Source organism: Mesorhizobium sp. M1169, assembly GCF_040318345.1.
In the GTDB taxonomy this organism is placed as follows: Bacteria; Pseudomonadota; Alphaproteobacteria; order Rhizobiales; family Rhizobiaceae; genus Mesorhizobium.
The window spans coordinates 1-22060 of record NZ_JAMYME010000038.1; the positions used below are offsets into that span (position 1 = coordinate 1).

The following is a 22060-nucleotide window of genomic DNA, read 5'->3' on the forward strand; positions in this document are numbered from 1 at the left end:
TAGCTGTCCTGCGATCCGCTCGGAGAGGATGGCGAGTGGTTGCGGCAACTGCGCCTCAAGCTGGCTGGCGACCGCCGTCTGCAGCGCGCTGCTGCGGAGCAGCGCTGACGCTGCGTTCGTCCGGACCGTCGCAAGACCGCTTGATTGTATCCGGCCTGGAGACAGACAAACGCCGGCGCAATCTCACCCTGAAACCAAAAGACAATATCGATGACCTCCAACAGCTATGCTCCCAAGGGTTCAAGCGCCTGCAAACATTCACCATGCCAATTTCGCCCGCTTCGATAATGACGGCGCCATCAATTTCATGGCGCAAGCCGCTTCATGAACCGGCTAGAAGACCCCACCCCAAAAGCCGCTGATCGATTTGAGCCGCAGTAACGAAGTCTAACCGGGTTCCCAGTACAAGAAGCTCAAACCGCGCAAGACCGCTGATCGATACGGCCACGATCTTCAACGGTCTTGCCCAATGGAAGCCGCCCCAATGGAAATCGCCACGAACGGCCATACGACTAGCCATCTGATGACGTCACGGCGCTATGCGCCTCTCTTCTGGACGCAGTTCCTTTCCGCCTTCAACGACAATTCCTCAAGAACACGCTGGTGTTCCTTATTCTGTTCACCCTGGCGGCGGACAAGCACTTACATGGCGGATTGAAGCGTCGTCATGCGTATCCTAGTCCCTTCATGCGCTGATAGGGTCCGCTCCCACTGCTCGCACAATGGCGTGTCCACAGCCGGTATCAGGGCTGTTAGTGATCTTCACACGCGCACCAATGCGCCTTGTGGCAGTTCTTCTCCCTCGAGATGCAGCTATCGCCGCACGCCTTGCCGGCGGAGCACGTCTTGCAGCAGCCCTCGACCGGGATTGTCGACCAGGGTATTGCGGATCCGGGCGCATGACGATCGGCGCCGTCAGCATCAGAATGCCGGCAATCGCCGCAGCGGCGACGAGTCGAAACATGGTTGCCCCCTCCCAAGGAAGGAGGATCAGAGCATTTGTGATGGCTCAAGTCGAGGGAGGTGCAAACGTGATGAAATGCAAGGTTTTCGCCCACTGCCTCACGGTGGAGGGCTCTCCTTTCATCGTGACATCCAGCCGTCCGGCCCGTTGTCTGAGCGCATTGTCTCGTTGAGTTGCCGAAGCCGCTCTTTTCTCGCCGCCTCGGCCGCGGTCCGTAGCGGGTGAAGGGAAAAGCCTCGAGCTTGGAGGCAGAGGGTCACCGCCTTATGCCAGCGAGGCCCTCGCCGGGTCCACATCTTGAGCTGCTCAAGGGCTTCCTTCGCATTGTTGCAGCCATGCCTGACACCGGTTTCAGTCTTCACGAACACCGGAGGGACGAACCAGATGGGCGCCATGATACCTCCTACTCAGGGGAGAGATACACGTTGGCCTCCTTGGCAGCCGCCTCAAAGGCTTCACGCACCTCTTGGGGGGAGGCGCTGCCCTGGAACGCATCGACGCAGGATTGGACCGCCTTGGTCCACTTCGGGCCCTTTGTGTCCCACCCCATGAGTTCCTCGGCGGCTCCCTCGACGTGGCTGACCCCATTGCGAATGCCCGGACGTTTCGTCTTCACGTAGACCGGGGGAGCGAACCAGAGGGGACCCATAAGGGGGAACTTAGAGCGCCAAGAGCCCGCTGACCAACCCCGCTTTAGCCGCAGCTAAGGAACGATGTAGGCCCTCGCGGGTTTAGAACTCGCAGCGGTCCTTCTTGGATGTGCAGCCGCTGTGGGGGTCCGTCGCCTTTCTCTCACGGGCGGCGGGCTCCTTTCGCGAAGGCGGTGTTGGTCAGAGAACCTTTACCGCAGTTCAAGTTAGCTGGTTGTCATTGGGGGGAGTAATGTCCCCTCCTCTTTTGCAGCAGCCAGGAATGCCTTGCGGGCCTCCTCAGGTTCCATCTCGTCGGCAATGCAGGCCATGCAAACGCGCACCGCGAGGTCCCACCAAGGGCCACGCTTGGTCCACTTCATCAGCTCCTCGCCGGCTGCCTCGGCGTTGTTGACGTTGCGGATGATCCCGGGACGCTCGGTCTTGACGGGGACCGGAGGGTTGAACCAGTGGCGAGCCATGAAGGGGCCTTAGGGCGGCTAGCGGGTTTCCTCTCTATGAACCGGCTCAGCGACGAGGACGGCTAACCATTTGTTAGGGATGGTCTGAGTCCGTGACGGGTGTTTCCAAACGTTCATCGACGTTTATCCGAGCGGTCGGTACGAAGCCGGTATGCATCATCTTCCGGTGGGTGTCGCCCTAGTCATTTCGCTTGTAGTCGGTCTAGCCATTGCGGCGATCGCCTCAAAGGACCATTCGGAAATCTGCGGCATCCGATGCTTATTCGTCCTCGGCGAGAGCGTTAATGTGAGGGCTGTCACGCCAAGGCCGGAATGTCGAGAATGAATGGCAGCACACGGTCGCCATTGCCAGGTCACGACAAGCGAAGTTGGCTGACAGCTACTCCTGGGCGTCGAAAGCCACGCAGAGGCCCATGGCAGTTGCTGCCTCGACGATTGCCTCGGTTAGTTCTTCGTCGGAGGCCACCAAATAAGGCGCAGTCTCCCGAGCTTCGCGTAGTGCCGCTTTGATCGAGACCGTGTCGCGACGGTCCGCCCTGTTGAGGAGTACAGTAATTGCTTGTTCTAGAAACGGACCGACCCTTCGCGCGACGCTCATCCAGCCCTCCCCAGGGACACGCCGAAGGGTGACTCTACTCCCTACCTGAGCGGCATCAAGGCCATGTACGAATTGTACAAATTGGTACGGCGCTGGGCCGCCACAGTCAGGAATGTTTGTAGAATTTCTGTGGTGGGGATCGGACACCGGCTCGCGAAGACCCCCATGTTCCTCCTCGATCCTATTGACGCGCCTCGAGCCGCCTTTCTCCCACAATCCCAGGTCGGTCTGTCCTGACGTACACCGCAGGGGAGAACCAATGGGGTGCTACGAGGCTATTCGCGAATGTCGAACGCAACGAACATGCCAAAGGCTGGGGCAAGGTCGACGATAAGCTCCACCAGCTCGCAGTCACTTTCCACCAGATGTGGCCCGTCTCGGCGCACCGCTGCGATAGTCTCTTTGACGGAGATGATTTGGCCGCGACGGGCTTGTAGGATCAGCTCGTGAACAAGGTGTTTGGCAGTCACTTTGTCGGGTCGGCAGTTCGTCCAAACGTTCATACAAGGCCTCCCACCTCAGCGAGAACCCAAGGGGAACATTCATGATCCTCTGTCGGGAAAAATCAAGAAGAATGTTTGATAGACTTCTGAGTGGGAATCAGGGGGACAAGCCACGAAGCGAGCCTCTATACTCTTTGACCTGACGCCCAGCCAGCCGGCTAGGGACCTTCTTCCGTCGGGCCCTGTTTGGCCCGATCAATAGCCGCAAGTAATGACTGTAGGGTGGGCGGCAGTTCTGGTTCGACCTCCAGATTTAAGAACGTTTGTACGTGATGACGATAGCCTTCGGAACGGATCAGTTTCCGAAACGCTCCGGAGACAGACTGATGGTCTGCTTTGTTGCTCGTTGTCATGTTCGGGAAGTCCGTCCCAATGAGCCGCAACTCGCCCGCAACGAATGGGTTCCATCAGGAGGTCGGAATATTTGGTAGAAATTTCTGAGCGGGAGACCGGATAACTGGCTCGCGCGAAGACCCCCCGTTGCTCGAGCGCATTACCTTCACCAACTACTTCTCGCGCGAGATTGCGTTGCCGGTCCGTCTCGACTTCGATGCCGATTTCCGAGACATGTTCGAGGTGCGCGGCACCACGCGTAGCCGTCGCGGTCGTGCCCCTGACGCGCTGATTGGTGAGGCAAGCGTCACATTTCGGTACGAAGGGCTTGATAATGTAGCGCGCCAGTCGGTCATTGCGGAGCCGGATCAGGTGCATTCCAGTTACGCCGAGTTCCGCATTGTCGTGCCGAGCCGTGACCGCAGGATCCTCCATCTGGATGGTCGGTCACGGCGAAGAGATTCCGTCCAGTGACCGGTTTCGTGCCGCCGCTGCGCGAGCGCGATGTGCGATTCGCTCAAAGCGCCGGCAAGGCGCCACCGTTTTCAGTTCCGGACGCGTGTTCAATGACTGGCTGGCCCGCATACGTACCGACATCGCGCTCCTGACAACCGACCTCGAGACGGGACCATACCCGTATGCCGGCATTCCATGGTTCTCAACCGCCTTTGGTCGCGACGGAGTCATTTCCGCCTTGCAGATGCTCTGGCTCAATCCCGAGCTTGCCCGTGGCGTGCTGGCGTTTCTCGCCCGCTACCAATCGACCGAGACTTCCGTCTTCGGAGACGCGGAGCCAGGCAAGATCATGCACGAAATGCGCAAGGGCAAGATGGCCGTGCTTCGCGAGTTGCCGTTCGGCCGTTACTATGATGGCGTCGACACCACTCCGCTGCACATCTATCTGGCTTCGTCCTACGCCGACAGGACCGGAGATGAGGACTTTGTCGATCGCATTTGGGAATCACTGGGTGCTGCCACGGCTTGGATGGAAGAGGTCGGAGCCCGCAACGGGGAGGGGTTCGTTACCTACAGCAGGGCAGCGGATACGGGCCTCTTCAATCAGGGCTGGAAGGACAGTGCCGATGCGATCTTCCATACCGACGGCACTATTCCCAAGGGACCGATCGCCTTAGTCGAGCTGCAAGGTTACGTCTTCGCAGCATACCAACCGCGCTGAACGCTCGCACCTACCAAGCCGGACAGCGCTACTGGTCGCTGCATGTTGCACCGGAGCGGAAGAAGCTCGAACGCCGAGGCTTTACCCCAAGCCAGATCGACGCCGAGATCAGCCGCTATGCGACGGCGATCAGCCGCATCCTTCACTCTCAAAAGCAATATGGCTCAACACCGGATAGTGCCGCATGAGCGAGGGAGCGAGCATGTCCGTCCGCGAAGCGGAACGGAATGGGGGTGTGGGGCCTCAGGCCCCACGTCTTGGCGCCGCGCGCGCGATGGCATTTCGAGGCAGTGGAGCGCATGCCCGATGACAGGTTCCTCGCGAGCACCAGGCCGCGCACCATGAGCTGCGCTCGCCGTCTGTCGACCTGGTTGCCGCCGTGCTTGAGCGCGAGTGGTGCCGGTGGCCTGAAGGTCGCGACGAATCAACCGCCGGCCCAGTTCAACCCGCGCGACGTCCTTCAAAGCTGGGGGGATCGATCTTCACCAAGCGGTCTGCGGCCTCGACCGCAGTTCGTATCCTGCTGCACAGCGCGAGATTTTCGGCCAGCATTTCTTCAGTGCGTTGAAGCGCGAGCTCGGTCCGGTGGATGCGCTGCCTGGCATTGGCAACTTCCGATGTCAAAAGATCGGCCGCCATCCCGTGGCCGTGGGGTTCCATAGTGTCCATGGGTTTCTAATACATGGGGGGCGATATCGTTCCCTGATGTCGGGCGAAACGGCGGGCCGCAGAAAAGCGCGACGGGCCGAATGACCAATGCGCGCCGTGTCAAAACAGCGGACGCTGAGGAAGATCACAAGGGAAGCACTAAGGCGCAACTCAACCTCAAAGCGAACGGTCCGTTTTTTTGGAACTTTGTGGGCTGGTCGACAAATTGCACGACGTTCCCTGATATGACAGGCACTCTGACCCTGTCGTTCCCAGTCAGGCGAATGTCGCTGTCGTCTCGACGGACCAAAACCATCACCTTTCGGACCGATCACGTGACGATTCGCGACGGCATGAAAAGATGGACGGCGGCACCCGCTAGCGGGTGCCTTGTCGGTGCTGCAGGCCGCAGGCCGAAGCAAGGGGGAGGCCGGTTTTCTGCTTGTGGGGGAACAGCGCCTTTTATTACCCCTGCCCAATACCGAGCAGGTGCGCGACCAACGCAGGCGTGATGAATGCGAGCAGTTCCACACGAGCAGACCGACCCCACCAGCGCCGCATCCTCGCGACGACTCGGACCGTCTCGAAATGCACGGGCACTGTTTAAACCATCAGGACGGTGGAGAGGGCGAGAGCAGTAGCTATTCTGAAATCTCCAACGATGGTCGGCAAACCGATAATGGAAGCGAGCAGTCAGTCGGCGCCAGAATGGTTGTCGGCCACCTAAGTCGAAGAAATTCTGGAGGAGGAACAAGGCGTCCAAAGGACGGGGTCAATCACCGCCCAGCATACGGCTACGAGGTGTGGTTCAGGGGATTTAGCCGTAGTGCCAGTGCGGCTTTGGCTCGGTGCCGGTGAACATGACGCCGATGCGGTCTTCGCGACGCCAACGAACCACCGCCTTGTAGGCGATGCCGTCGGTCGGCACATAGAGCAGGAATTCGTCGGGGACGCGAGCGTCGATCGAGGCCTTCAGTTCGGCGCCGCCGGCATGCATGTTGCGCACCGTGCACGTGACCTCGGAATGGGTCATGCCGGTCAGGATTGTTGCGCCCTTGAAGACGCGCTGCCTGCGTTGGCGCCTCTGTTCGTCTTCAGCCATTTCGCCTAATTCCCGGCGTCTGTCGCTTCGTGTAGTTTTTGGTCTGCCAGATAATTGAGCTTGGCTGATGAACATAGCGTTATCGTCAGAGGCGGCGTGACATGCGGGATCGGTTGTGGAAGTACGTTTCAGGAGCATGCCGGCCTCCTACCAAAGGGCTTGCCAAGGCCGCCGGCGACCCCACAATGGGTCAAGCCGGGGATCAAAGCCCGCGTGAAGCACCTTGCGGCAAGGAAGAGCTTCGCTGCAGGTTTTTTGATGGAGAACTAGCTGCGGCGTCCGACTAGAATGAGCCTTATGTTCCAATCAACGGAACCGTGACGGTTGTCGCATAATTAATCGGATACCGGTCGAAATACGGGAATTCAATCACGAACGCATATTTGGCGGTCAGATGGGCCATTCGAAAGCCGCCGCTGGGGGCGTCGATTGCTATTGTTATGTTGACATCGCTTAATCCCAAACTCAGCAATTTTGCCGTGGCTATCGCTTTTATCTCGGCTTCGGTCAGCGAGTTCTTCATTTGCAGCGCTCGTGAGGACGTTTCCAGAGTATAGCGAACACTCGACATGGCATTCAGAGCCCAGCCGAATGCGAAGATGCCGATCAAAAGCATTATCAGAATAGGCGCGATCAGCGCGAACTCCAATGCGGCTCCGCCTGATACCCCACGTATGAAGGCTCCCGCTTTAGCGGACACGAATCACCTGTTTGTGGCTGATCCCGCGCGAGAGGGAAAAATCGCCAAAACTGAAGGGCGGGAACCAGGTGGCTGTCGCCTGGATTTCGACGAAAACCGCGGGAGCTTTCAAACTGTCGCACAGGACAGATGGATCGACCACGGTGATCCCGCACATATATTTCCGGCTCAGCGTCACCTGCGCGTCATCGGGATGATTTTCCCAGCTCGAAAGGGCGACGGCTTGGGTAGCCGCGTCGTCGGCCGCGCCTTGCATCACGAGGTTCGCCGCCGTTTTGACGCCTGCACGCATCGACAACGCGCTTGATACGAAAGACCAGCCGTTAATAACGCCAAGAAGTACCAGGCAAAGGATCGGCACAATCAGCGCAAACTCTACCGCAGCAACACCCGAATCGCTCCGGAACATCCGGACGGATCGCCGTTCCACGAAGATTACTCCACAAGCCGAACGGATTGCGTCGCCGGAATGTCGCGCATTCCGAGGCTCGTGCAATCCTGGCTGATGCTCGTGTTGCCGGACCACTGCAAGGTACCGGCGACGACCTGCGTGCAACCACCTTTGCCAGAGAAATTGCCCAGAAAATTGACATCCTGGGTTGGAAAATACAAAGCGCCGGTCAAAAGCGAGTCCGCCGTGCCATTGAACGTGTTCGATCCCGCCAGGTTGCCTCTGTTGCCGTAAAACAGCACACCGGAATACGTGCCCGACGTCGGTGCGCTAAGCTTGACGGTGGCGTTGCCGTTCATGCTGACGCTCGATGTGCCGGCCAGATAGATGATGACTCCGTCGCCGGAAATATTGGCGTTCGCGTTCGCCTTGAAATCACCGCCTTGAATGACGTACACGCCGGGCGCGAGCGCAACATTGCCGCTCAAGCTCAGCCCGCTGCAGTATGTCCCGGGGTTCAGGGTCGACAATTTCGAGTTTTGACAGGGGGTTGTGGCTGGTGGCGCCAGCAGGTCGGCAAAGGGATCACCAGCGGGTAAGGCCTGGGTTATCGGGCTGGCGCAAACAGTCGTCACGGGGTTGTTCAACGAAACACCGCCGGCCGATATCAGGCAGTCGGCCTGAAGGTTTGCCGATCCCTGAAGCTTGATCGCATCGGCGGCAATGGAATTGGACATGACGGAGCAGCCCGTCATTTTTATGGTCGAACTGCCGGAAAACAGCGCCGCTCTCGGGGCGGAACGATTGAGCGACAAAGCGCAGGCCTTTGAGGCGTCAGTGATAAAAGCCACCGCTCTTGCCCGTGCGCCGATCGCGTTTTGCGTGAATATCGATGTGAAAAACCGATCGAGGGTCTGATGAACGATGACCTCGACGGCCTTTTGGGCGACATTCGGGCCAGAGGACGGGGGAGTGAAGATTTCGATTGTGCCTGTTGACGGGTCCCAGCCGTTCGTCGTCGCTGACAGTGTCGCGGCGGCGACTATCGTTGGCTTGTCAGATCCCGAAACCTTTTCCAAAGCGCCAGCATAGGCTGCCGCATCCGCCACCGCCTGTAATTTCAGGCTGCTAAAGTACCAGTAGGAGGTCTCGATACCGAGACCCGCTGCGCCGACGACAATCGGCAAAGATAGGGCAAAAATAGTAGCAACGTTGCCGCTCGTCCCGACGCCTCGTCGCAAACACCGAACCAACCGCCTCGATATGGGGCGCCCCATTTCCATGGGGTATTTAACGAAAGATGGATGAAGGAATGGCTAAGAATTGCGCTCCATTTGATATATCCGCTCCTTGGCGCGGCCGGCACAAGTTCCCGCGGCCGCACTCGGCGAGCACGCTGCTGGTCGCTGGCCCTCTCTTCAACCGGCGGCGCCAGTCGCGTATCGGGTTAGCGTTTCCAGTCTCGATGATTGACTTTGCGAGTGTTTCGCCCTCGTGGGTAGGCTAACGGCCATAGCCGCGACAAATGAAATCAGATTTGCGCCAGCGCAAAGCGTGCACGGCAAGCAGGCCTCACCTGCACGCGCTCCACTTTGACAACCCTAGGCGCCAATTGCACGGCGCTTCCAGGAGTTCCACCTCGAGCTATGTGCGCTCTCGCGCGAAACAGCGCGCCCCCTTGCCAGGCCTTCGAAGCAATCCGTCGCTGAGAACACGCGCGACTCACGAGCGTTTCAATGGAGGGGAGTTGGTTGCCACGCTCGATGTGGGAGATACTTTCCAGTTGCGGCCGATGCGATCGGCCATTGGTTTGGACGCGTACATGCCGTTCGCAGGCGGCTTGTGGGCGCGACGTGAACGGAAAAGAAACGTTTCCAATATTAGATTCCGCGATTCGAATGAATCTCGCCTGTTCGGCATAGTCGCAACGCGGTGCTGGGCTAGTCGTGCCAACAAATCAATTAGCGCCCTGGCGGAACTGAGCCCGATGAACAGCTTGACGATACGCCGCCGCATACTCGCCAGTTTCGCGGCCGTTCTGGTTGTCATGTCGGTTATGGCCATCATTACATACGTTTGGTTTCTCCAGACGGAGCAAGAAGCGACCAGCGTGGAAAAGGAAACTCTTCCGGACCTCTATCACAGCACCCAGATCATGATGGGACAGATGGATGCCCATAGTCTTCTCCAGGAATATGCTCTTCAGGACAATCCTGCCGACAAGCGGGCTTTCGAGACTACCATCAAGGCGAACCGCGACGCCCTGCAACGGTCGATGGACGAGTATGAAGAGACCATTGAGTCCGATTTGGACAAGCAGAACTACGCTGTCGTCAAGGACCTCGCCGATCAATTCCGCCAAGCCGAAGCCGCCGTACTGGATGCCAGTCGTGCCGCGTTGGCGAAGGGAGAGATCCCCAACGAGCGCCCGGCCATCAAGAACAATGTGGAGCCGATCTTTCGGAAATTGCAATCGGCTCTGCAAGCCATGGTCGAGGACCATAGAGGAGAGGCAAACAGCTCGACCCAAAAGATAGGTTCGATCGTCCGCACAGCGAAGTTGGGCCTGATTGCCGGGTTCCTCGTAGCACTCGGTTTGGCCCTTTTGTGCGGCTATCTTCTATTCCGTGCCGTTAGTGTCCCGCTTGGCCGATTGGTCGATCTCGTCCGTGTAATGCGCCTGGGCGACTTCAGCGGGCGCCTCGATTTGAAGCGCAAGGACGAGTTTGACACGCTGGCTGAGGGCTTCAACACCATGGCCGATGATCTCACCACGCTGATAGGCCAGGTTCAGAAATCCAGCATTCAAGTCAACACATCGATAACCGAGGTGGCCGCCACCTCAAAGGAACAGCAGGCAACCGCAAATGAGATCGCGGCCACTACGACCGAAATCCGAGCGACCGCGAAGGAAATCTCGGCAACCTCCAATGAGCTCGTACGAACGATGAGCGAAGTTTCTGCGGTCGCCGAGCAAACCGCCACGCTCGCCACCGGCGGACAAGCAGGGCTGGCACGCATGGAGGCAACCATGCAGCACGTCATGGAAGCCGCCACCGCGATTAATTCCAAACTTGCGATCCTGAGCGAGAAGGCCGGCAATATCAATCAGGTGGTGACCACGATCACCAAGGTTGCCGACCAGACCAACCTTCTTTCGCTAAACGCCGCAATCGAGGCTGAAAAGGCGGGCCAATATGGGCGAGGCTTTGCGGTCGTGGCAACGGAGATCCGGCGGCTTGCCGACCAAACCGCCGTCTCGACATACGACATCGAGCAGATGGTCAAGGAAATTCAATCCGCCGTCGCAGCCGGCGTCATGGGCATGGACAAATTCTCCGAGGAGGTCCGACGTGGCATGCAAGATGTGCAGCAGGTCGGCGGCCAACTCTACGAGATTATTCAGCAGGTCCAGGGCTTGGTGCCACGCTTCGAAGTCGCCAATGAAGGAATGCAGGCCCAGGCAACGGGCGCAGCGCAGATCAGTGAGACGCTGATACAATTGAGCGAAGCCGCTCAGCAAACGGTTGAATCCCTCCAGCAATCCACGCTCGCGATCGACGAACTCAATCAGGTTTCGGGCGGGTTACGCAGCAGCATTTCCCGTTTCAAACTGCGGGCGCTACGAGAGGTGCCTGCGAGCTAGGACGACTATGCTATTCCTCGGGTTCTGTATAGGTGGCGACCGGTATGTGCTGGACATGGAGCAGGTTGAAGAGGTCCTGCCTTACATTGGCGTGAGAACGCTGCCGGGCGCGCCGAACGGCGTAGTAGGCCTAATCAACTGCCGGGGCTTACCCGTTCCCATGATCGATCTCAGCCTGCTTGCGCTTGGCCGCCCCTCGGCGCTGGTGCTGAGCACACGAATCGTTCTGATACGCTATCCAACCAAGGATGGTGAGAACCACCTGCTTGCGCTTGTTGCTGAACGAGCGACCGATATGCTCGAGCGGGATCCTTCTGACTTCGCGCCGTCCGGGATGGAGGCGGGAACTCCGCCCTACTTGGGCCCCGTGGCGTCCGACGATAGAGGACTTGTCCAGTGGGTCAGGGCCGAAGCGCTGCTATCGGACGACATTCGCAAAACGTTGTTCCGTCAGGTCGCGATGAGTTCATGATGTTTGGTGCGGTCGAACAGCTATTGAGGGAAAAGATTGGACTGGACAGCGGCACTGTCGGTCTGTCGGTGATCCGTCACGCGCTCCGGGAGCGGATGTCAGCCTGCCGGATCAGCGGGCTTCAAGATTATTGGCAGTTGCTGGCTGGCTCCCCATCCGAGCTCCAGGAACTGATCAACGCGGTTGTCGTACCGGAGACATGGTTCTTCCGAGATCGTGAAGCTTTCACTGCAATGACGCGTCATGCACGGGCGCGCATGCGGCCGGGTCAACCCATAATGCTCTTGAGCCTACCATGTTCGACAGGCGAAGAGCCCTATTCGATGGCGATGGCCATGTTCGATGCTGGTTTCGGAGCACAGGATTTCAAGATTGACGCAGTCGACGTGAGCACGGGCAATCTCGCGGCCGCGGAGCGCGCGGTCTACGGGCGCAACTCATTTCGCGGCGATTTTCTCGAATTCAGAGGGCGCTATCTCGAAGCGGCCGAAGGCGGACTACGGCCTGAGGTGCGGGTCCTGAAGCAAGTCCGGTTCAGGCTTGGCAACCTGTTTGATCCTGCGGCCTCGTATGGGCCGGCACCGTACGACATTATTTTTTGCCGCAACCTGCTGATCTATTTCAACCGAAACCTGCAAGACCGCGCGCTGGTTTGTCTGAAGACCCTCCTCGCGCCAGATGGCCTGCTGCTCGTCGGTCCAGCGGAATCAGGCCTTCCGATTCTGCACGGCTTTGCTTCAGCGCGATTACCGATGGCATTTGCGTTCACGAACGTGGAGCCGGCTAAGGCGCCCCGGACGGTTGCCCCCTCCAAGTCGCGCTTCGGTCCGGCCACCCCTGCTCCTATCTCTGACGTCAGCAAAGTGCTGAGCCCGATCCGGCCGGCCTCCAGTAATGCAGCGAAAGTGGAGCGCTCCTTCCACCCTTCCGAGCGGGCGGCCCAAAGCCTCGCTTCTGTAGAACGCACCGCCAATGCCGGACGAGTTGCGGAAGCAAAGGAACTCGCGCTGACGCATCTCGGGGAATACGGTCCTTCGCCGGAAATCTTCTATCTGCTCGGGCTAGCTCAGGATGCAGAAGATGCGCGTTCCGAGGCGATCCAGAACTATCGCAAGGCCCTCTATCTCGAACCCCGCCATCAAGAAGCCCTCGCGCATCTTGCGCTGCTGCTTCGCAAGCAGGGTGACATCGCCGGTGCCGAGGCACTCACCGGGCGGCTCGGTCGGATTGGGAAAAGGAGCGGCACTTGACGTCAGCTGAGCCCGGTAGCGCATCATCGGTGCCGGACATTGCCATCGGCGACTGCTGGCGGCAAATAGGCGTTCGTGGTGACAGATCGTGCCCTGAACTGGAGCAACATCTCCACTGCCGGAACTGCCCGACCTATAAGGAAATCGCACGGAACCTCCTGAACCGTCCGCTGCCGCCCGGCTATCGGGACGAGTGGGCCCGACATTTTGCCCAGGCAAGGACCGATGAAGCAGTCGGGAATGCCGAGAGCAGTGCATTTCAGACGGTCGTTGTCTTTCGTCTCGGCGAGGAATGGCTGGCGCTTCCGGTTGGCTGCTTCCAAGAAGTGGCCGAGCTGCGTAGCATTCATTCGCTGCCACACCGCAGGAACAGTGCGGTTCTCGGCATTGTCAATGTTCGAGGCGAATTGCTGGTTTGCATTTCGTTGGCCAAACTGCTCGGAGTAGACGACCGCAAAACGCGGGTACAGGACACGCGGACCAAGGCATTTCCGCGTCTTATCGTCGTCGGCAACAGCGACAAGCGCGTTGCTTTTGCTGTGGACGAAATGCACGGCATTTATCGATTCAAACAGAGCGACAAGCTTGCCTTGCCTGCTACCGTTGGCAAGGCGTCCTCGACCATGACGGCAGCCATGGTCTCGTGGCGAAGGGGCGCGGTCGGTTGTCTGGACGAGGCGCTGCTGCTGGCCATGCTCGATCGAGCTATCGCATGAGCGGCGCGGACTACAGCCAATTTTCGATGCTCGACCTCTTTCGGGCCGAATTGGAGACGCAGTCGCAGGCCCTGACGTCCGGTCTGCTAGCGCTCGAACGCGATCCCGTGTCCGCCCAGAGTCTCGACGCTTGCATGCGGGCTGCCCATTCGCTGAAGGGGGCGGCCCGGATCGTCGATCTGACGCCGGCGGTGGAAGTTGCGCACGCGATGGAAGAGTGCCTGGTCGCCGCACAGCGGGGGCGTCTCAGCCTGAGTCGCGAGCACATCGATACACTTTTGAAAGGCGTCGATCTCCTCGGATCCATAGCGAGTGAGCCTGCCTCGGCCGATGAGAGCGCCAAACTGGAAATAGCCGGTTTTCTGCTGGCGCTTGAGCAGGCATCCTCCCCATCGACAGCATCAGAGACGGAGCTCGCCGGCTCAAATGCTGCCCCGCAGGAGGCGCCGTGGGCCTCTTCGGCGAAGGAGACGAGCGTCCTCGCTCGATCGGAACCACTTCTTCAACCTTATGGCGGCGTCGGTTCCGACCGTATGGTGCGGGTAACGGCCGATAGTCTAAACCGCTTACTAGGGCTTGCCGGTGAGTCCCTGATGGAGGCTCGTCGCCTCAGGCCGTTTACGGGCGGCCTACTTCGACTGAAACGGATTCAGTCGGATCTGGCCATTGCCTTCGACGTGCTAGGCGACGCACTGGCCGAGATTCCTAAGGACGATCGGGCGGTGCAAGCACTGGCAGAGGCGCTGCAAAAACTTCGGCTGAGCCAGACGTTCCTCGCAGAGCGCCTTGACGAATTGGACTCGATTGACCGCAGAGCCACTGACCTTGCGAACCGACTCTATGACGAAACGCTGGCGAGTCGCATGCGCCCCTTCGAGGATGGCGTCCGGCACTACTCAAGGACGGTGCGCGACCTTGGCCGAACCTTGGGGAAGAACGTGCGGTTAGACATCGTCGGGGGCTCAACTGGCATCGATCGCGACATCCTGGACCAACTCGAGGCACCACTCGGCCATCTCCTCCGCAATGCTGTCGACCATGGGCTCGAAACGACCGACGAACGTATAGCAGCCGGCAAATCTGAAGAAGGTGTCATCAGGCTCGAAGCACGGCACAATGCGGGCCTGCTGCAGATAATCGTCGCGGACGACGGAAGGGGAATCGATCTGAACAAGCTGCGCGAGACGGTCGTGGCGCGCGGCCTGACGACAGAGGAGACCGTCGGCAGACTTGCCGAAGCGGAATTGCTCGAATTTCTGTTTCTGCCAGGCTTTTCGATGAAAGCGACGGTTAGCAACATCTCCGGACGCGGCGTGGGGCTCGATGCCGTACAGGCGATGACCAAGCAGGTCCGAGGCCTCGCAACCGTCTCCTCAGAGTTCGGCTTCGGAACCCGATTTCAACTACAGCTGCCGTTGACCTTGTCGGTGCTCCGCACGCTGCTCGTCGACATTGACGGAGAGCCATACGCCTTCCCGCTCGCAGGCATCGCCAGCACGATAAAGTTGCCGCGCACGCGCATCGAACTGCTCGAAGGCCGGCCGCATTTCCGCTTCGAGGATCGACAGATCGGACTAGTCACCGCGCACGAGGTTCTTGACCGCGCTGAGCCGCAAGCAGACGCCGATGAACTTTCAGTCGTTCTGATTAATGGTGATCACGGTGAAACCCACGGGTTGATTGTCGACCGCTTCCTGGGCGAGCGCGAGTTGGTGGTCCGGCCGCTAGATCCTCGCTTTGCCAAGGTCAAGGACATCAGCGCGGCGGCGTTGATGGAAGATGGTTCGCCCGTGCTTATCGTTGATGTCGACGATCTGATCCGATCAGTAGACAAGCTCGCGTCATCCGGCGGCCTACGCACCTTGCGGCGTGGTACTACCAGCCCCGATCTTAGGCGGCGCAAGCGCGTTCTGGTGGTCGACGATTCTTTGACGGTACGTGAGCTCGAACGCAAGCTGCTGGACAATAACGGCTATGAGGTCGAGGTGGCGATTGATGGTATGGATGGATGGAACGCCATACGGTCTGAACCATTCGATCTTGTTATCACCGATGTTGATATGCCGCGCATGGACGGCATCGAACTGGTGACCTTGATGAAGAAGGACAGCCGGCTCGGGAACACCCCGATCATGATCGTGTCGTACAAAGATCGCGAAGACGATCGCAGGCGAGGTCTGGACGCCGGCGCGGACTACTACCTGACTAAAGGGAGTTTCCACGACGAGACACTGCTCCATGCAGTCGTCGACCTGATCGGCCAGGCGACAATGAGGCGCAGCGTGTGTATCCATCAATGAGGATCGCTATCGTCAACGATATGCCTCTTGCGGTCGAGCTTCTGCGGCGATTGGTTGTATCAACCCCGGAACATCAGGTGGCCTGGATCGCCGTTAACGGGCGTGAGGCAGTAGAGGCCTGCCAACGAGACCTCCCGGACCTGATCCTCATGGACCTGGTGATGCCGGAAATGGATGGCGTCGAGGCTACGCGCAGGATCATGGCGAAGACGCCATGCCTGATTCTGCTGGTCACGGCGAGCATTGAGGCCAACATTCCTGGTGTCTATGAAGCAATGGGGTATGGCGCGCTTGACGCGGTCGACATCCCCTCGATCGGCTCTGACGGCCCGGGGTCCGGACGGTCCGCACAGCTTCTCATCAAGAAGATAACGACGATCAGCAAACTCGTACGTGATGCGCCGTCTTCAAATTGGGGCACACGGACATTGCCCCCGTCTGTGTCATCGGCACAGCACCTTATTGCCATCGGCGCGTCTGCGGGCGGGCCCGCAGCTGTTGCCGCGATCCTCGGCGCATTTCCGAGCAATTTCACGGCCGCAATAGTTCTCGTACAGCATCTCGATGCGCAGTTCGTACCCGGTTTTGCAAACTGGCTCGGCCAGCATGCGGCACTTCCAATCCGTCCGGCACGCGAAGGAGATGAGCCCGAGGCCGGCACCGTTCTAATTGCGGCCACGGCTGATCATCTCGTCTTCAAGTCAGCCCACAAGCTCGGCTATACCCCGAAGCCGCACGACAACGTCTACCGTCCCTCCGTAGATGTATTCCTTGAGAGCGCCGCGCAGTGGTGGCCGGGTGTCGTGATCGGTGTCTTGCTCACGGGCATGGGTAGAGATGGTGCCCAAGGGCTCAAGCTGCTACGCGACAAAGGGCATTTGACAATCGCTCAAGACAGCGCGTCGAGTGCGGTCTATGGGATGCCCAAAGCCGCCGCTGCCATCGGTGCCGCTGTCGAGATCCTACCGCTTGACTCAATCGCCCCGCGCCTAATCGAGGCGTGCGGCCCATCTTGCTGAAAGGTTATTCTATGACGGGCAAATCCAATCTCGTCTCACCCCTGGCAGACAATTACTCGTCAATGGTTCTGCTGGTGGACGACCAGATAATGATCTGTGAAGCGGTCCGGCGCGCGCTCGCAAACCAGCCGGACATAGATTTCCACTTCTGCACCGATCCGCTCAAAGCGACTACAGTTGCCGACGAAGTGAAGCCAACGGTCATCCTGCAGGATCTTGTCATGCCGGGCGTTGATGGGCTGGACTTGGTACGGCAATACCGAAAGAATTCCTCGACGCATTCTGTCCCCGTCATCGTGCTGTCAAGTAAAGAAGATCCGGCCATCAAGGGCGAGGCATTCGAGGCCGGAGCGAACGACTATTTGGTCAAACTGCCGGACCGTATCGAGTTGGTCGCTCGTGTCCGTTATCACTCCCGGGCCTATCTTGACCACGTTCAGCGAGAGGAGGCATACAGGGCCCTGCGAGAAAGCCAGCGGCAATTAATGCGCGCGAATCTCGAGCTGGAACGTCTCACACGGATTGACGGTCTCACAGGTCTGGGAAACCGGCGCTACTTCGATGAATATCTCGCGGCGGAATGGAAGCGCGCGGTCCGCACGAAGAGCCCGCTGTCGTTGTTTATGATCGATGCCGATCACTTCAAGCGCTACAACGACACCTATGGCCACATGGCAGGCGACGAGGTGCTGAAGCAGGTCGCCAGTGTAATCCAAAGCAGTTGCAACCGCTCGACCGATCTCGCGGCGCGCTACGGCGGCGAAGAGTTCGTCGTGGTGGTGGTCGATATTTTGCAGGCGCAGTCGGGCGCTATGGCCGAGCGGCTCGTGCAGAGCGTGCGAGCCTTGAGCATTCCACACGGTTCTGAGCGGGTGACAATCAGCGTCGGTGTTGCAACCATGGTGCCTGATGAGAACCACACGCCAAATGACCTCATCAAGGCGGCCGATCTGGCGCTCTTCCGCGCCAAGTCGGAAGGACGGGACCGTGTCGTGTATTACGACTAAAGGTAAGGGTGCTTTACGGACGGGCTTACAGCTCGTGCAGTTTAAAGGCTTGGTGATCGCCGAACGGGACCCCTCGATTGTCAACCGGGCAAGCGAAACAGTTCAAAGTCAGTTCCATTTCTGGATAACTGCTGTTCCGCGGACCGGAACCTCAAACACGAGTTCGTTTTCGACGGGTACGCCTCCGACGCTTATGCGGCTGGTCCAGTCTAATCTAGGACATCCCTCGCCCCTTTTGGCGCGAAATAGACTTGCGCAACGCGCCCGCCCGGATACGCCCACCGATCTCCTTGCGTGAAGGTGATCCTCACGTCAGGGTATCGGACGCCGCAGCCGATGCGGGAGGCTGGTGCGATGGAGGACCACTGCTGGCGAAACCTTACGATCACACGCTGCTTGTCAATTGATCAACCGCCTGCTCAGCACGCGGGAGCGTCTTCGAGATAGGGGAGCCGCTTGAGAGCAGTGACTAACGAGCCGGAGGAGTGTGCCCGGCACGAGTAGGGGGTCGGGCGGAGCATCGTGCCGGGCCTGGGCAATCCCCAGCAAGCGCCGGCTCCATGCGCCTATCTCAAAAGGTGACCGTCACAACGACAATATCCGTATAGGTGCCGGACGGCGGCGTCGACCATCCGCACCGCTATTTGAGACTGTAGTGCACCCTGCCAGAGATATGCTCGATATCAAAAGCCCGATGGCCAATGCGTTGCTTGCGAATGATCGCTGAATGCCAACCTGATTCTGTTTCATACCCGTCACCTCAACTGACAATAGTGCAGGCTAGATGGGGATACGGCGCGAAACAAGGGAGCGCCTCTTCTTTGGTTCGGCCGATCGCTTCTAGTCAGCAGCCGCGGGCCAGCCGCATCGCCTGCAAAGCCAAATCGTACGTGATAGGCTGATCGCGCGTAAGCGGTCAGCCGATAACGTCAGGCCTAAAGTTCCAAGGCATGAGCATTTCGATCTCGGATGCCGGCCAGCCTTGAGCGATGCGGGTCAAGGTCTGGGAGAGCCAGTCGAGCGGATCGACGCTGTTCATTTTGCAGGATTGCAGCAAGGTGGCTACCGTAGCCCAGGTTCGTCCACCGCCTTGGCCGCCGGCGAATAGACTATTCTTTCGCGTGATCGTCTGGGGCCTGATTGCACGCTCGACGATATTGGAGTCGATTTCGATGCGACCGTCCATCAGAAAGCGTTCCAGCGCCTCCCGCCGGGTGAGCGCGTAGCGGATCGCCTCGGCGGTCTTGGATTTTCCGGAGACCTTGCCCAGTTCCGCTTCCCATAGATCGAAGAGGCTCGCGACAATGGCCACGGACTTTTCCTGACGGAGCGCGGCGCGGCTTCCGGCATCCTTGCCGCGAACCTCGTCCTCGACCTTCCACAATTCGGTCATGGCGATGATCGAATCCGTCGCGGCCTGCGAGATCCCGCTGATGTGCAGGTCGTAGAATTTGCGCCGCAGGTGAGCCCAGCAGCCGGCGAGCCGGATTGTTTCATTGCTGCCGGCTTTGGCCCGTGCCTTGACCAGGTTGGTATAGGCCGAGTAGCCATCCACTTGCAGGATGCCGCTGAATCCGGCGAGGTGGCGCGCCACGCAATCCGCGCCTCTGCTGTCTTCAAAACGATAGGCAACCATTGGCGGACTGGTTCCGCCATAGGGTCGATCATCCCGTGCGTAGGCCCATAGCCAGGCTTTCGTGGTTTTCCCCGCTCCGGGGGCAAGGGTGGGCAAGGTCGTCTCGTCGGCGAAGACCCTTTCGCCCTCCTTGACGCGCTCAAGGATGTAATCGGCGAGCATCTGCAACTCGAAGCCCAGGTGCCCCATCCACTGCGCCATCAACGACCGGCTGAGTTCAACGCCATCGCGCAGATAGATCGTCTCCTGCCGGTAAAGCGGAAGGCCGTCGGCGTATTTCGACACGGCGATATAGGCGAGCAGCCGCTCCGTCGGCAGGCCGCTTTCAACGATGTGCGCCGACGCCAGAGCCTGGACCACGCCGTCACGGCCCCGGAAAGCGTATTTGGGACGGCGCGTGACGATGACCCGGAACTTCGGCGGCACGACGTCCAACCGCTCGGATCGATCCTCGCGGATCAGAACCTTTTCCAGCCCCTCGCAGTCGCCCGGGATTTCCGGCTCGATAACTTCCTCGATGCGTTCGAGATGAGCTGCAAAACCCTTGCGTGGACGCGCTGCGCGCTTTGGCTTGCCCTTGACTGCGTGATCGAGTTCGCTGCGGATCGCAGAAAGGCCGGTCTCGACCTCTTCGAAGGCAAAGGAGGCCTGCTCGTCGTCGATGGCCAGGCGTAGCCGCTCGGAACGCGTGCCATGTTGCGTGCGCTGCAAAACCTTCAGGATCGACGTGAGATTGGCAATCCGCTCGTTGGCGCTCTTCTCGACGGCCTTCAGCCGGGCGACCTCCGCCTCGGAGGCTGCGATCCGAGCTTCGGCGACTACGATCCGGGCCTCGCTCGCAGCCTGCTCGCGAGCCATGGAAAGGATCATCGCCTTCAGCGCATCAACGTCGTCGGGAAGGGCAAGACCCGGTAGAACCATGGCAGGCAGCAAAGCACAAAAACAGCCGCTTTCCCAACCGTTCCAGCCGCATGATTCATCTTGCCGCAGGCCGGTTTCAGCCCGTCGATAACGGCCGCCTGATCCTGGCCGGACGGATCTTTTTCCAGTCTAACCCGGCCAGAAGCGCCATCAGCTGGGCGTGGTCGAGACGCATGCGCGCGGCCGATATCGCAGACCAGCAGAAGCTGTGATCTTCCAGAGTCTTCGAATAAAGACAAACCCCGCTGCCGTCCCACCACACGATGCGAACCCGGTCCGCACGCTTCGAACGGAATACGTGAAGCGCCCCCGAGAACGGGTCCAGGCCACCATCCCTGACCAGCGCCATCAAAGCTGCCGCGCCCTTGCGGAAGTCGACCGGCTGGCACGACACGTAAACCACCACACCGGAAGCGATCATGCCTTGCGAGATCGACGCACGATGTTTGCACAAATGTAATGGCCGCTGCAAGAGTGATGCACGATGGACAGTGGTGGGGCACGCGTTGACGAGATGTCAAGCAGTCAGGATTTTCGCTTCCTTGGCGGCGTTGAGAAATGCCACGCGCGCTACCTCCGGTGCGCTGCCGCCGCCGAGCACCTTCATGCACGCCATGCGAGCCTGGATGCGGCGCCCGGTTTCTCCAATGGGCCAGCGGTAAAGCAGCATTTCGGCGGCTTCGCGGGTGCTCGAAACACTGACTTTGCCCGAGGACAGCAAAACGGTCACGGGCTCTTCGAACGTGCCGACGTCTCGTTCGCAGGTCATATGCTGGTCTCCTTTCGCAATCTCCCCAAGACCTTACGGGTGAACCATCCGTTCCGTTGCGTCACGTTTGGCCCGGTGGGCGAACATTCTGTGAGGATGGGACCTCGTCCAGAGCGCGGGCTTGATCGCTCAGACTAGACTCGCCAACCCGTTGCGGTCCTCAAATGGCGAGAACCGTCCTTATCGTTACGAGCCCGCTATGCCTTGGTCAGTTGCCGGCGCTGATATCGGAAACGAAGCGCGGAAGGGCACTCTGCCGCCCAGAGTAACCGGCCTGCACGGTGAGGACGAGAAGGACGCTCTTCCAAGCGCGGAGTTCGAATCCTCCCTCACCGCCATAAGTCATTGTTTAGATCAATAAAAATACAAGAATAGGTTGGGCGCCCGCCATAAAGCCCGCCTACCGAAAACGGGTATTCGCGGCACGTCAGCTTACGACACAAATATGCGGGGTCGATGGTTGGACCTGGTAGATGGCAGAGATCAACTTCGGCCTCGCTAAGCGAAGTCGTGGGGTTCATGCGACAGCGGAATCAGGATACGCGACGAGCACCCCGTGCCGGGTCAACCTCGCCGTCGGGAAGTACCGACCGGTGCGGAACCAAGCGGATTCACGCTTGTCGGCAGCGGACGCCGGCGGTGGCGATCAGCACCCGAGCAGGCTCCTCATTAGCGAGACAAACGTCCAGAGCGGAGGCCAATCTTGGCACGCGACCGCGCCATCCTGAACGACCGCTCTCCTCGGCTTAGTCAAGCATACCTGCGGAATGAAGCGCCTGGCCTGTGACAAATGAATC

General features: G+C 59.4%; 20 protein-coding genes and 1 pseudogene. 9 read left to right on the top strand and 12 right to left on the bottom strand.

Annotated elements, in window-relative coordinates; genetic code table 11:
* Positions 1-1367: 1367 nt before the first annotated feature.
* The 4 genes from NKH41_RS26970 to NKH41_RS26985 all read right to left on the bottom strand — a co-directional run bounded on the left by NKH41_RS26970 (position 1368) and on the right by NKH41_RS26985 (position 3176).
* On the bottom strand, positions 1368-1613 hold the full coding sequence (locus tag NKH41_RS26970; protein ID WP_352469334.1) for a DUF982 domain-containing protein: 246 nt from the start codon (positions 1611-1613) through the stop codon (positions 1368-1370).
* A 207-nt stretch (positions 1614-1820) separates the two neighbouring features.
* On the bottom strand, positions 1821-2075 hold the full coding sequence (locus tag NKH41_RS26975) for a DUF982 domain-containing protein (protein WP_352469335.1): 255 nt from the start codon (positions 2073-2075) through the stop codon (positions 1821-1823).
* A 379-nt stretch (positions 2076-2454) separates the two neighbouring features.
* The gene (locus NKH41_RS26980) at positions 2455-2673 is read right to left on the bottom strand and encodes a hypothetical protein (protein ID WP_352469336.1); all 219 of its coding nucleotides are present in this window, start codon (positions 2671-2673) and stop codon (positions 2455-2457) included.
* 275 nt (positions 2674-2948) lie between these two features.
* Positions 2949-3176, bottom strand: a complete 228-nt coding sequence (locus NKH41_RS26985; protein ID WP_352469337.1) for a hypothetical protein — start codon at positions 3174-3176, stop codon at positions 2949-2951.
* Between the two features lie 480 nt (positions 3177-3656).
* On the opposite strand from NKH41_RS26985, the pseudogene NKH41_RS34240 reads away from it, so the two are divergent.
* Positions 3657-4677, top strand: a pseudogene (locus tag NKH41_RS34240) (glycogen debranching N-terminal domain-containing protein); the annotation flags it as partial.
* A 47-nt stretch (positions 4678-4724) separates the two neighbouring features.
* A complete protein-coding gene (locus NKH41_RS27000; RefSeq protein ID WP_352469339.1) occupies positions 4725-4874 on the top strand; it encodes a hypothetical protein in 150 nt (49 codons plus the stop codon).
* Positions 4875-5127: 253 nt separating this feature from the next.
* Here the strand turns inward: NKH41_RS27000 and NKH41_RS27005 are convergent, their stop codons facing one another.
* The 5 genes from NKH41_RS27005 to NKH41_RS27025 form a co-directional block, all read right to left on the bottom strand.
* On the bottom strand, positions 5128-5325 hold the full coding sequence (locus NKH41_RS27005) for a hypothetical protein (protein ID WP_023722969.1): 198 nt from the start codon (positions 5323-5325) through the stop codon (positions 5128-5130).
* Positions 5326-6151: 826 nt separating this feature from the next.
* Complete coding sequence (locus tag NKH41_RS27010) at positions 6152-6436, bottom strand: PilZ domain-containing protein (RefSeq protein ID WP_023680838.1); 285 nt, start codon at positions 6434-6436, stop codon at positions 6152-6154.
* 295 nt (positions 6437-6731) lie between these two features.
* Positions 6732-7085 (bottom strand): TadE/TadG family type IV pilus assembly protein, encoded by a 354-nt coding sequence (locus NKH41_RS27015; protein ID WP_352469275.1) that lies wholly within the window; start codon positions 7083-7085, stop codon positions 6732-6734.
* A gap of 40 nt (positions 7086-7125) precedes the next feature.
* On the bottom strand, positions 7126-7566 hold the full coding sequence (locus NKH41_RS27020) for a TadE/TadG family type IV pilus assembly protein (protein WP_031195389.1): 441 nt from the start codon (positions 7564-7566) through the stop codon (positions 7126-7128).
* 5 nt (positions 7567-7571) lie between these two features.
* Positions 7572-8810, bottom strand: coding sequence for a pilus assembly protein TadG-related protein (locus tag NKH41_RS27025; RefSeq protein WP_352493113.1), 1239 nt, complete (start codon positions 8808-8810; stop codon positions 7572-7574).
* A gap of 464 nt (positions 8811-9274) precedes the next feature.
* Here NKH41_RS27025 and NKH41_RS27030 point away from each other — a divergent pair, with 464 nt between their 5' ends.
* The 7 genes from NKH41_RS27030 to NKH41_RS27060 are packed head-to-tail and all read left to right on the top strand — an operon-like array spanning position 9275 to position 17937.
* Complete coding sequence (locus tag NKH41_RS27030) at positions 9275-11173, top strand: methyl-accepting chemotaxis protein (protein WP_352516342.1); 1899 nt, start codon at positions 9275-9277, stop codon at positions 11171-11173.
* A 7-nt stretch (positions 11174-11180) separates the two neighbouring features.
* On the top strand, positions 11181-11645 hold the full coding sequence (locus tag NKH41_RS27035; protein ID WP_023680840.1) for a chemotaxis protein CheW: 465 nt from the start codon (positions 11181-11183) through the stop codon (positions 11643-11645).
* Positions 11642-12895: a CheR family methyltransferase gene (locus NKH41_RS27040; protein WP_023722963.1), complete on the top strand. Its 1254-nt coding sequence runs from the start codon at positions 11642-11644 to the stop codon at positions 12893-12895. Before NKH41_RS27035 ends, NKH41_RS27040 begins: the two co-directional genes overlap by 4 nt.
* Positions 12892-13611: a chemotaxis protein CheW gene (locus NKH41_RS27045; protein WP_051409790.1), complete on the top strand. Its 720-nt coding sequence runs from the start codon at positions 12892-12894 to the stop codon at positions 13609-13611. The genes NKH41_RS27040 and NKH41_RS27045 overlap by 4 nt, the downstream gene beginning before the upstream one ends.
* A complete protein-coding gene (locus NKH41_RS27050) occupies positions 13608-15911 on the top strand; it encodes a hybrid sensor histidine kinase/response regulator (protein ID WP_352934731.1) in 2304 nt (767 codons plus the stop codon). The genes NKH41_RS27045 and NKH41_RS27050 overlap by 4 nt, the downstream gene beginning before the upstream one ends.
* The gene (locus NKH41_RS27055) at positions 15908-16930 is read left to right on the top strand and encodes a chemotaxis response regulator protein-glutamate methylesterase (RefSeq protein WP_352469269.1); all 1023 of its coding nucleotides are present in this window, start codon (positions 15908-15910) and stop codon (positions 16928-16930) included. Before NKH41_RS27050 ends, NKH41_RS27055 begins: the two co-directional genes overlap by 4 nt.
* 11 nt (positions 16931-16941) lie before the next feature.
* Positions 16942-17937, top strand: coding sequence for a response regulator (locus tag NKH41_RS27060; RefSeq protein ID WP_031195385.1), 996 nt, complete (start codon positions 16942-16944; stop codon positions 17935-17937).
* Positions 17938-18853: 916 nt separating this feature from the next.
* Here the strand turns inward: NKH41_RS27060 and tnpC are convergent.
* The 3 genes from tnpC to NKH41_RS27075 form a co-directional block, all read right to left on the bottom strand.
* Complete coding sequence (gene tnpC / locus NKH41_RS27065) at positions 18854-20494, bottom strand: IS66 family transposase (RefSeq protein ID WP_352547709.1); 1641 nt, start codon at positions 20492-20494, stop codon at positions 18854-18856.
* A gap of 76 nt (positions 20495-20570) precedes the next feature.
* Positions 20571-20915, bottom strand: coding sequence for an IS66 family insertion sequence element accessory protein TnpB (gene tnpB / locus NKH41_RS27070; RefSeq protein ID WP_023722957.1), 345 nt, complete (start codon positions 20913-20915; stop codon positions 20571-20573).
* Between the two features lie 96 nt (positions 20916-21011).
* Positions 21012-21224, bottom strand: coding sequence for a DUF982 domain-containing protein (locus tag NKH41_RS27075; protein ID WP_352466278.1), 213 nt, complete (start codon positions 21222-21224; stop codon positions 21012-21014).
* Positions 21225-22060 lie beyond the last annotated feature (836 nt).

Excerpts from the sequence above, each read along its gene's own strand:
- NKH41_RS26970 (WP_352469334.1), bottom strand. The coding sequence starts at position 1,613 with ATGGGTCCCCTCTGGTTCGCTCCCCCGGTCTACGTGAAGACGAAACGT.
- NKH41_RS26975 (WP_352469335.1), bottom strand. The coding sequence starts at position 2,075 with ATGGCTCGCCACTGGTTCAACCCTCCGGTCCCCGTCAAGACCGAGCGT.
- NKH41_RS26980 (WP_352469336.1), bottom strand. The coding sequence starts at position 2,673 with ATGAGCGTCGCGCGAAGGGTCGGTCCGTTTCTAGAACAAGCAATTACT.
- NKH41_RS26985 (WP_352469337.1), bottom strand. The coding sequence starts at position 3,176 with ATGAACGTTTGGACGAACTGCCGACCCGACAAAGTGACTGCCAAACAC.
- NKH41_RS27005 (WP_023722969.1), bottom strand. The coding sequence starts at position 5,325 with ATGGCGGCCGATCTTTTGACATCGGAAGTTGCCAATGCCAGGCAGCGC.
- NKH41_RS27010 (WP_023680838.1), bottom strand. The coding sequence starts at position 6,436 with ATGGCTGAAGACGAACAGAGGCGCCAACGCAGGCAGCGCGTCTTCAAG.
- NKH41_RS27025 (WP_352493113.1), bottom strand. The coding sequence starts at position 8,810 with ATGGAAATGGGGCGCCCCATATCGAGGCGGTTGGTTCGGTGTTTGCGA.
- NKH41_RS27035 (WP_023680840.1), top strand. The coding sequence starts at position 11,181 with ATGCTATTCCTCGGGTTCTGTATAGGTGGCGACCGGTATGTGCTGGAC.
- NKH41_RS27040 (WP_023722963.1), top strand. The coding sequence starts at position 11,642 with ATGATGTTTGGTGCGGTCGAACAGCTATTGAGGGAAAAGATTGGACTG.
- NKH41_RS27050 (WP_352934731.1), top strand. The coding sequence starts at position 13,608 with ATGAGCGGCGCGGACTACAGCCAATTTTCGATGCTCGACCTCTTTCGG.
- NKH41_RS27055 (WP_352469269.1), top strand. The coding sequence starts at position 15,908 with ATGAGGATCGCTATCGTCAACGATATGCCTCTTGCGGTCGAGCTTCTG.
- NKH41_RS27060 (WP_031195385.1), top strand. The coding sequence starts at position 16,942 with ATGACGGGCAAATCCAATCTCGTCTCACCCCTGGCAGACAATTACTCG.
- tnpC (WP_352547709.1), bottom strand. The coding sequence starts at position 20,494 with ATGGTTCTACCGGGTCTTGCCCTTCCCGACGACGTTGATGCGCTGAAG.
- tnpB (WP_023722957.1), bottom strand. The coding sequence starts at position 20,915 with ATGATCGCTTCCGGTGTGGTGGTTTACGTGTCGTGCCAGCCGGTCGAC.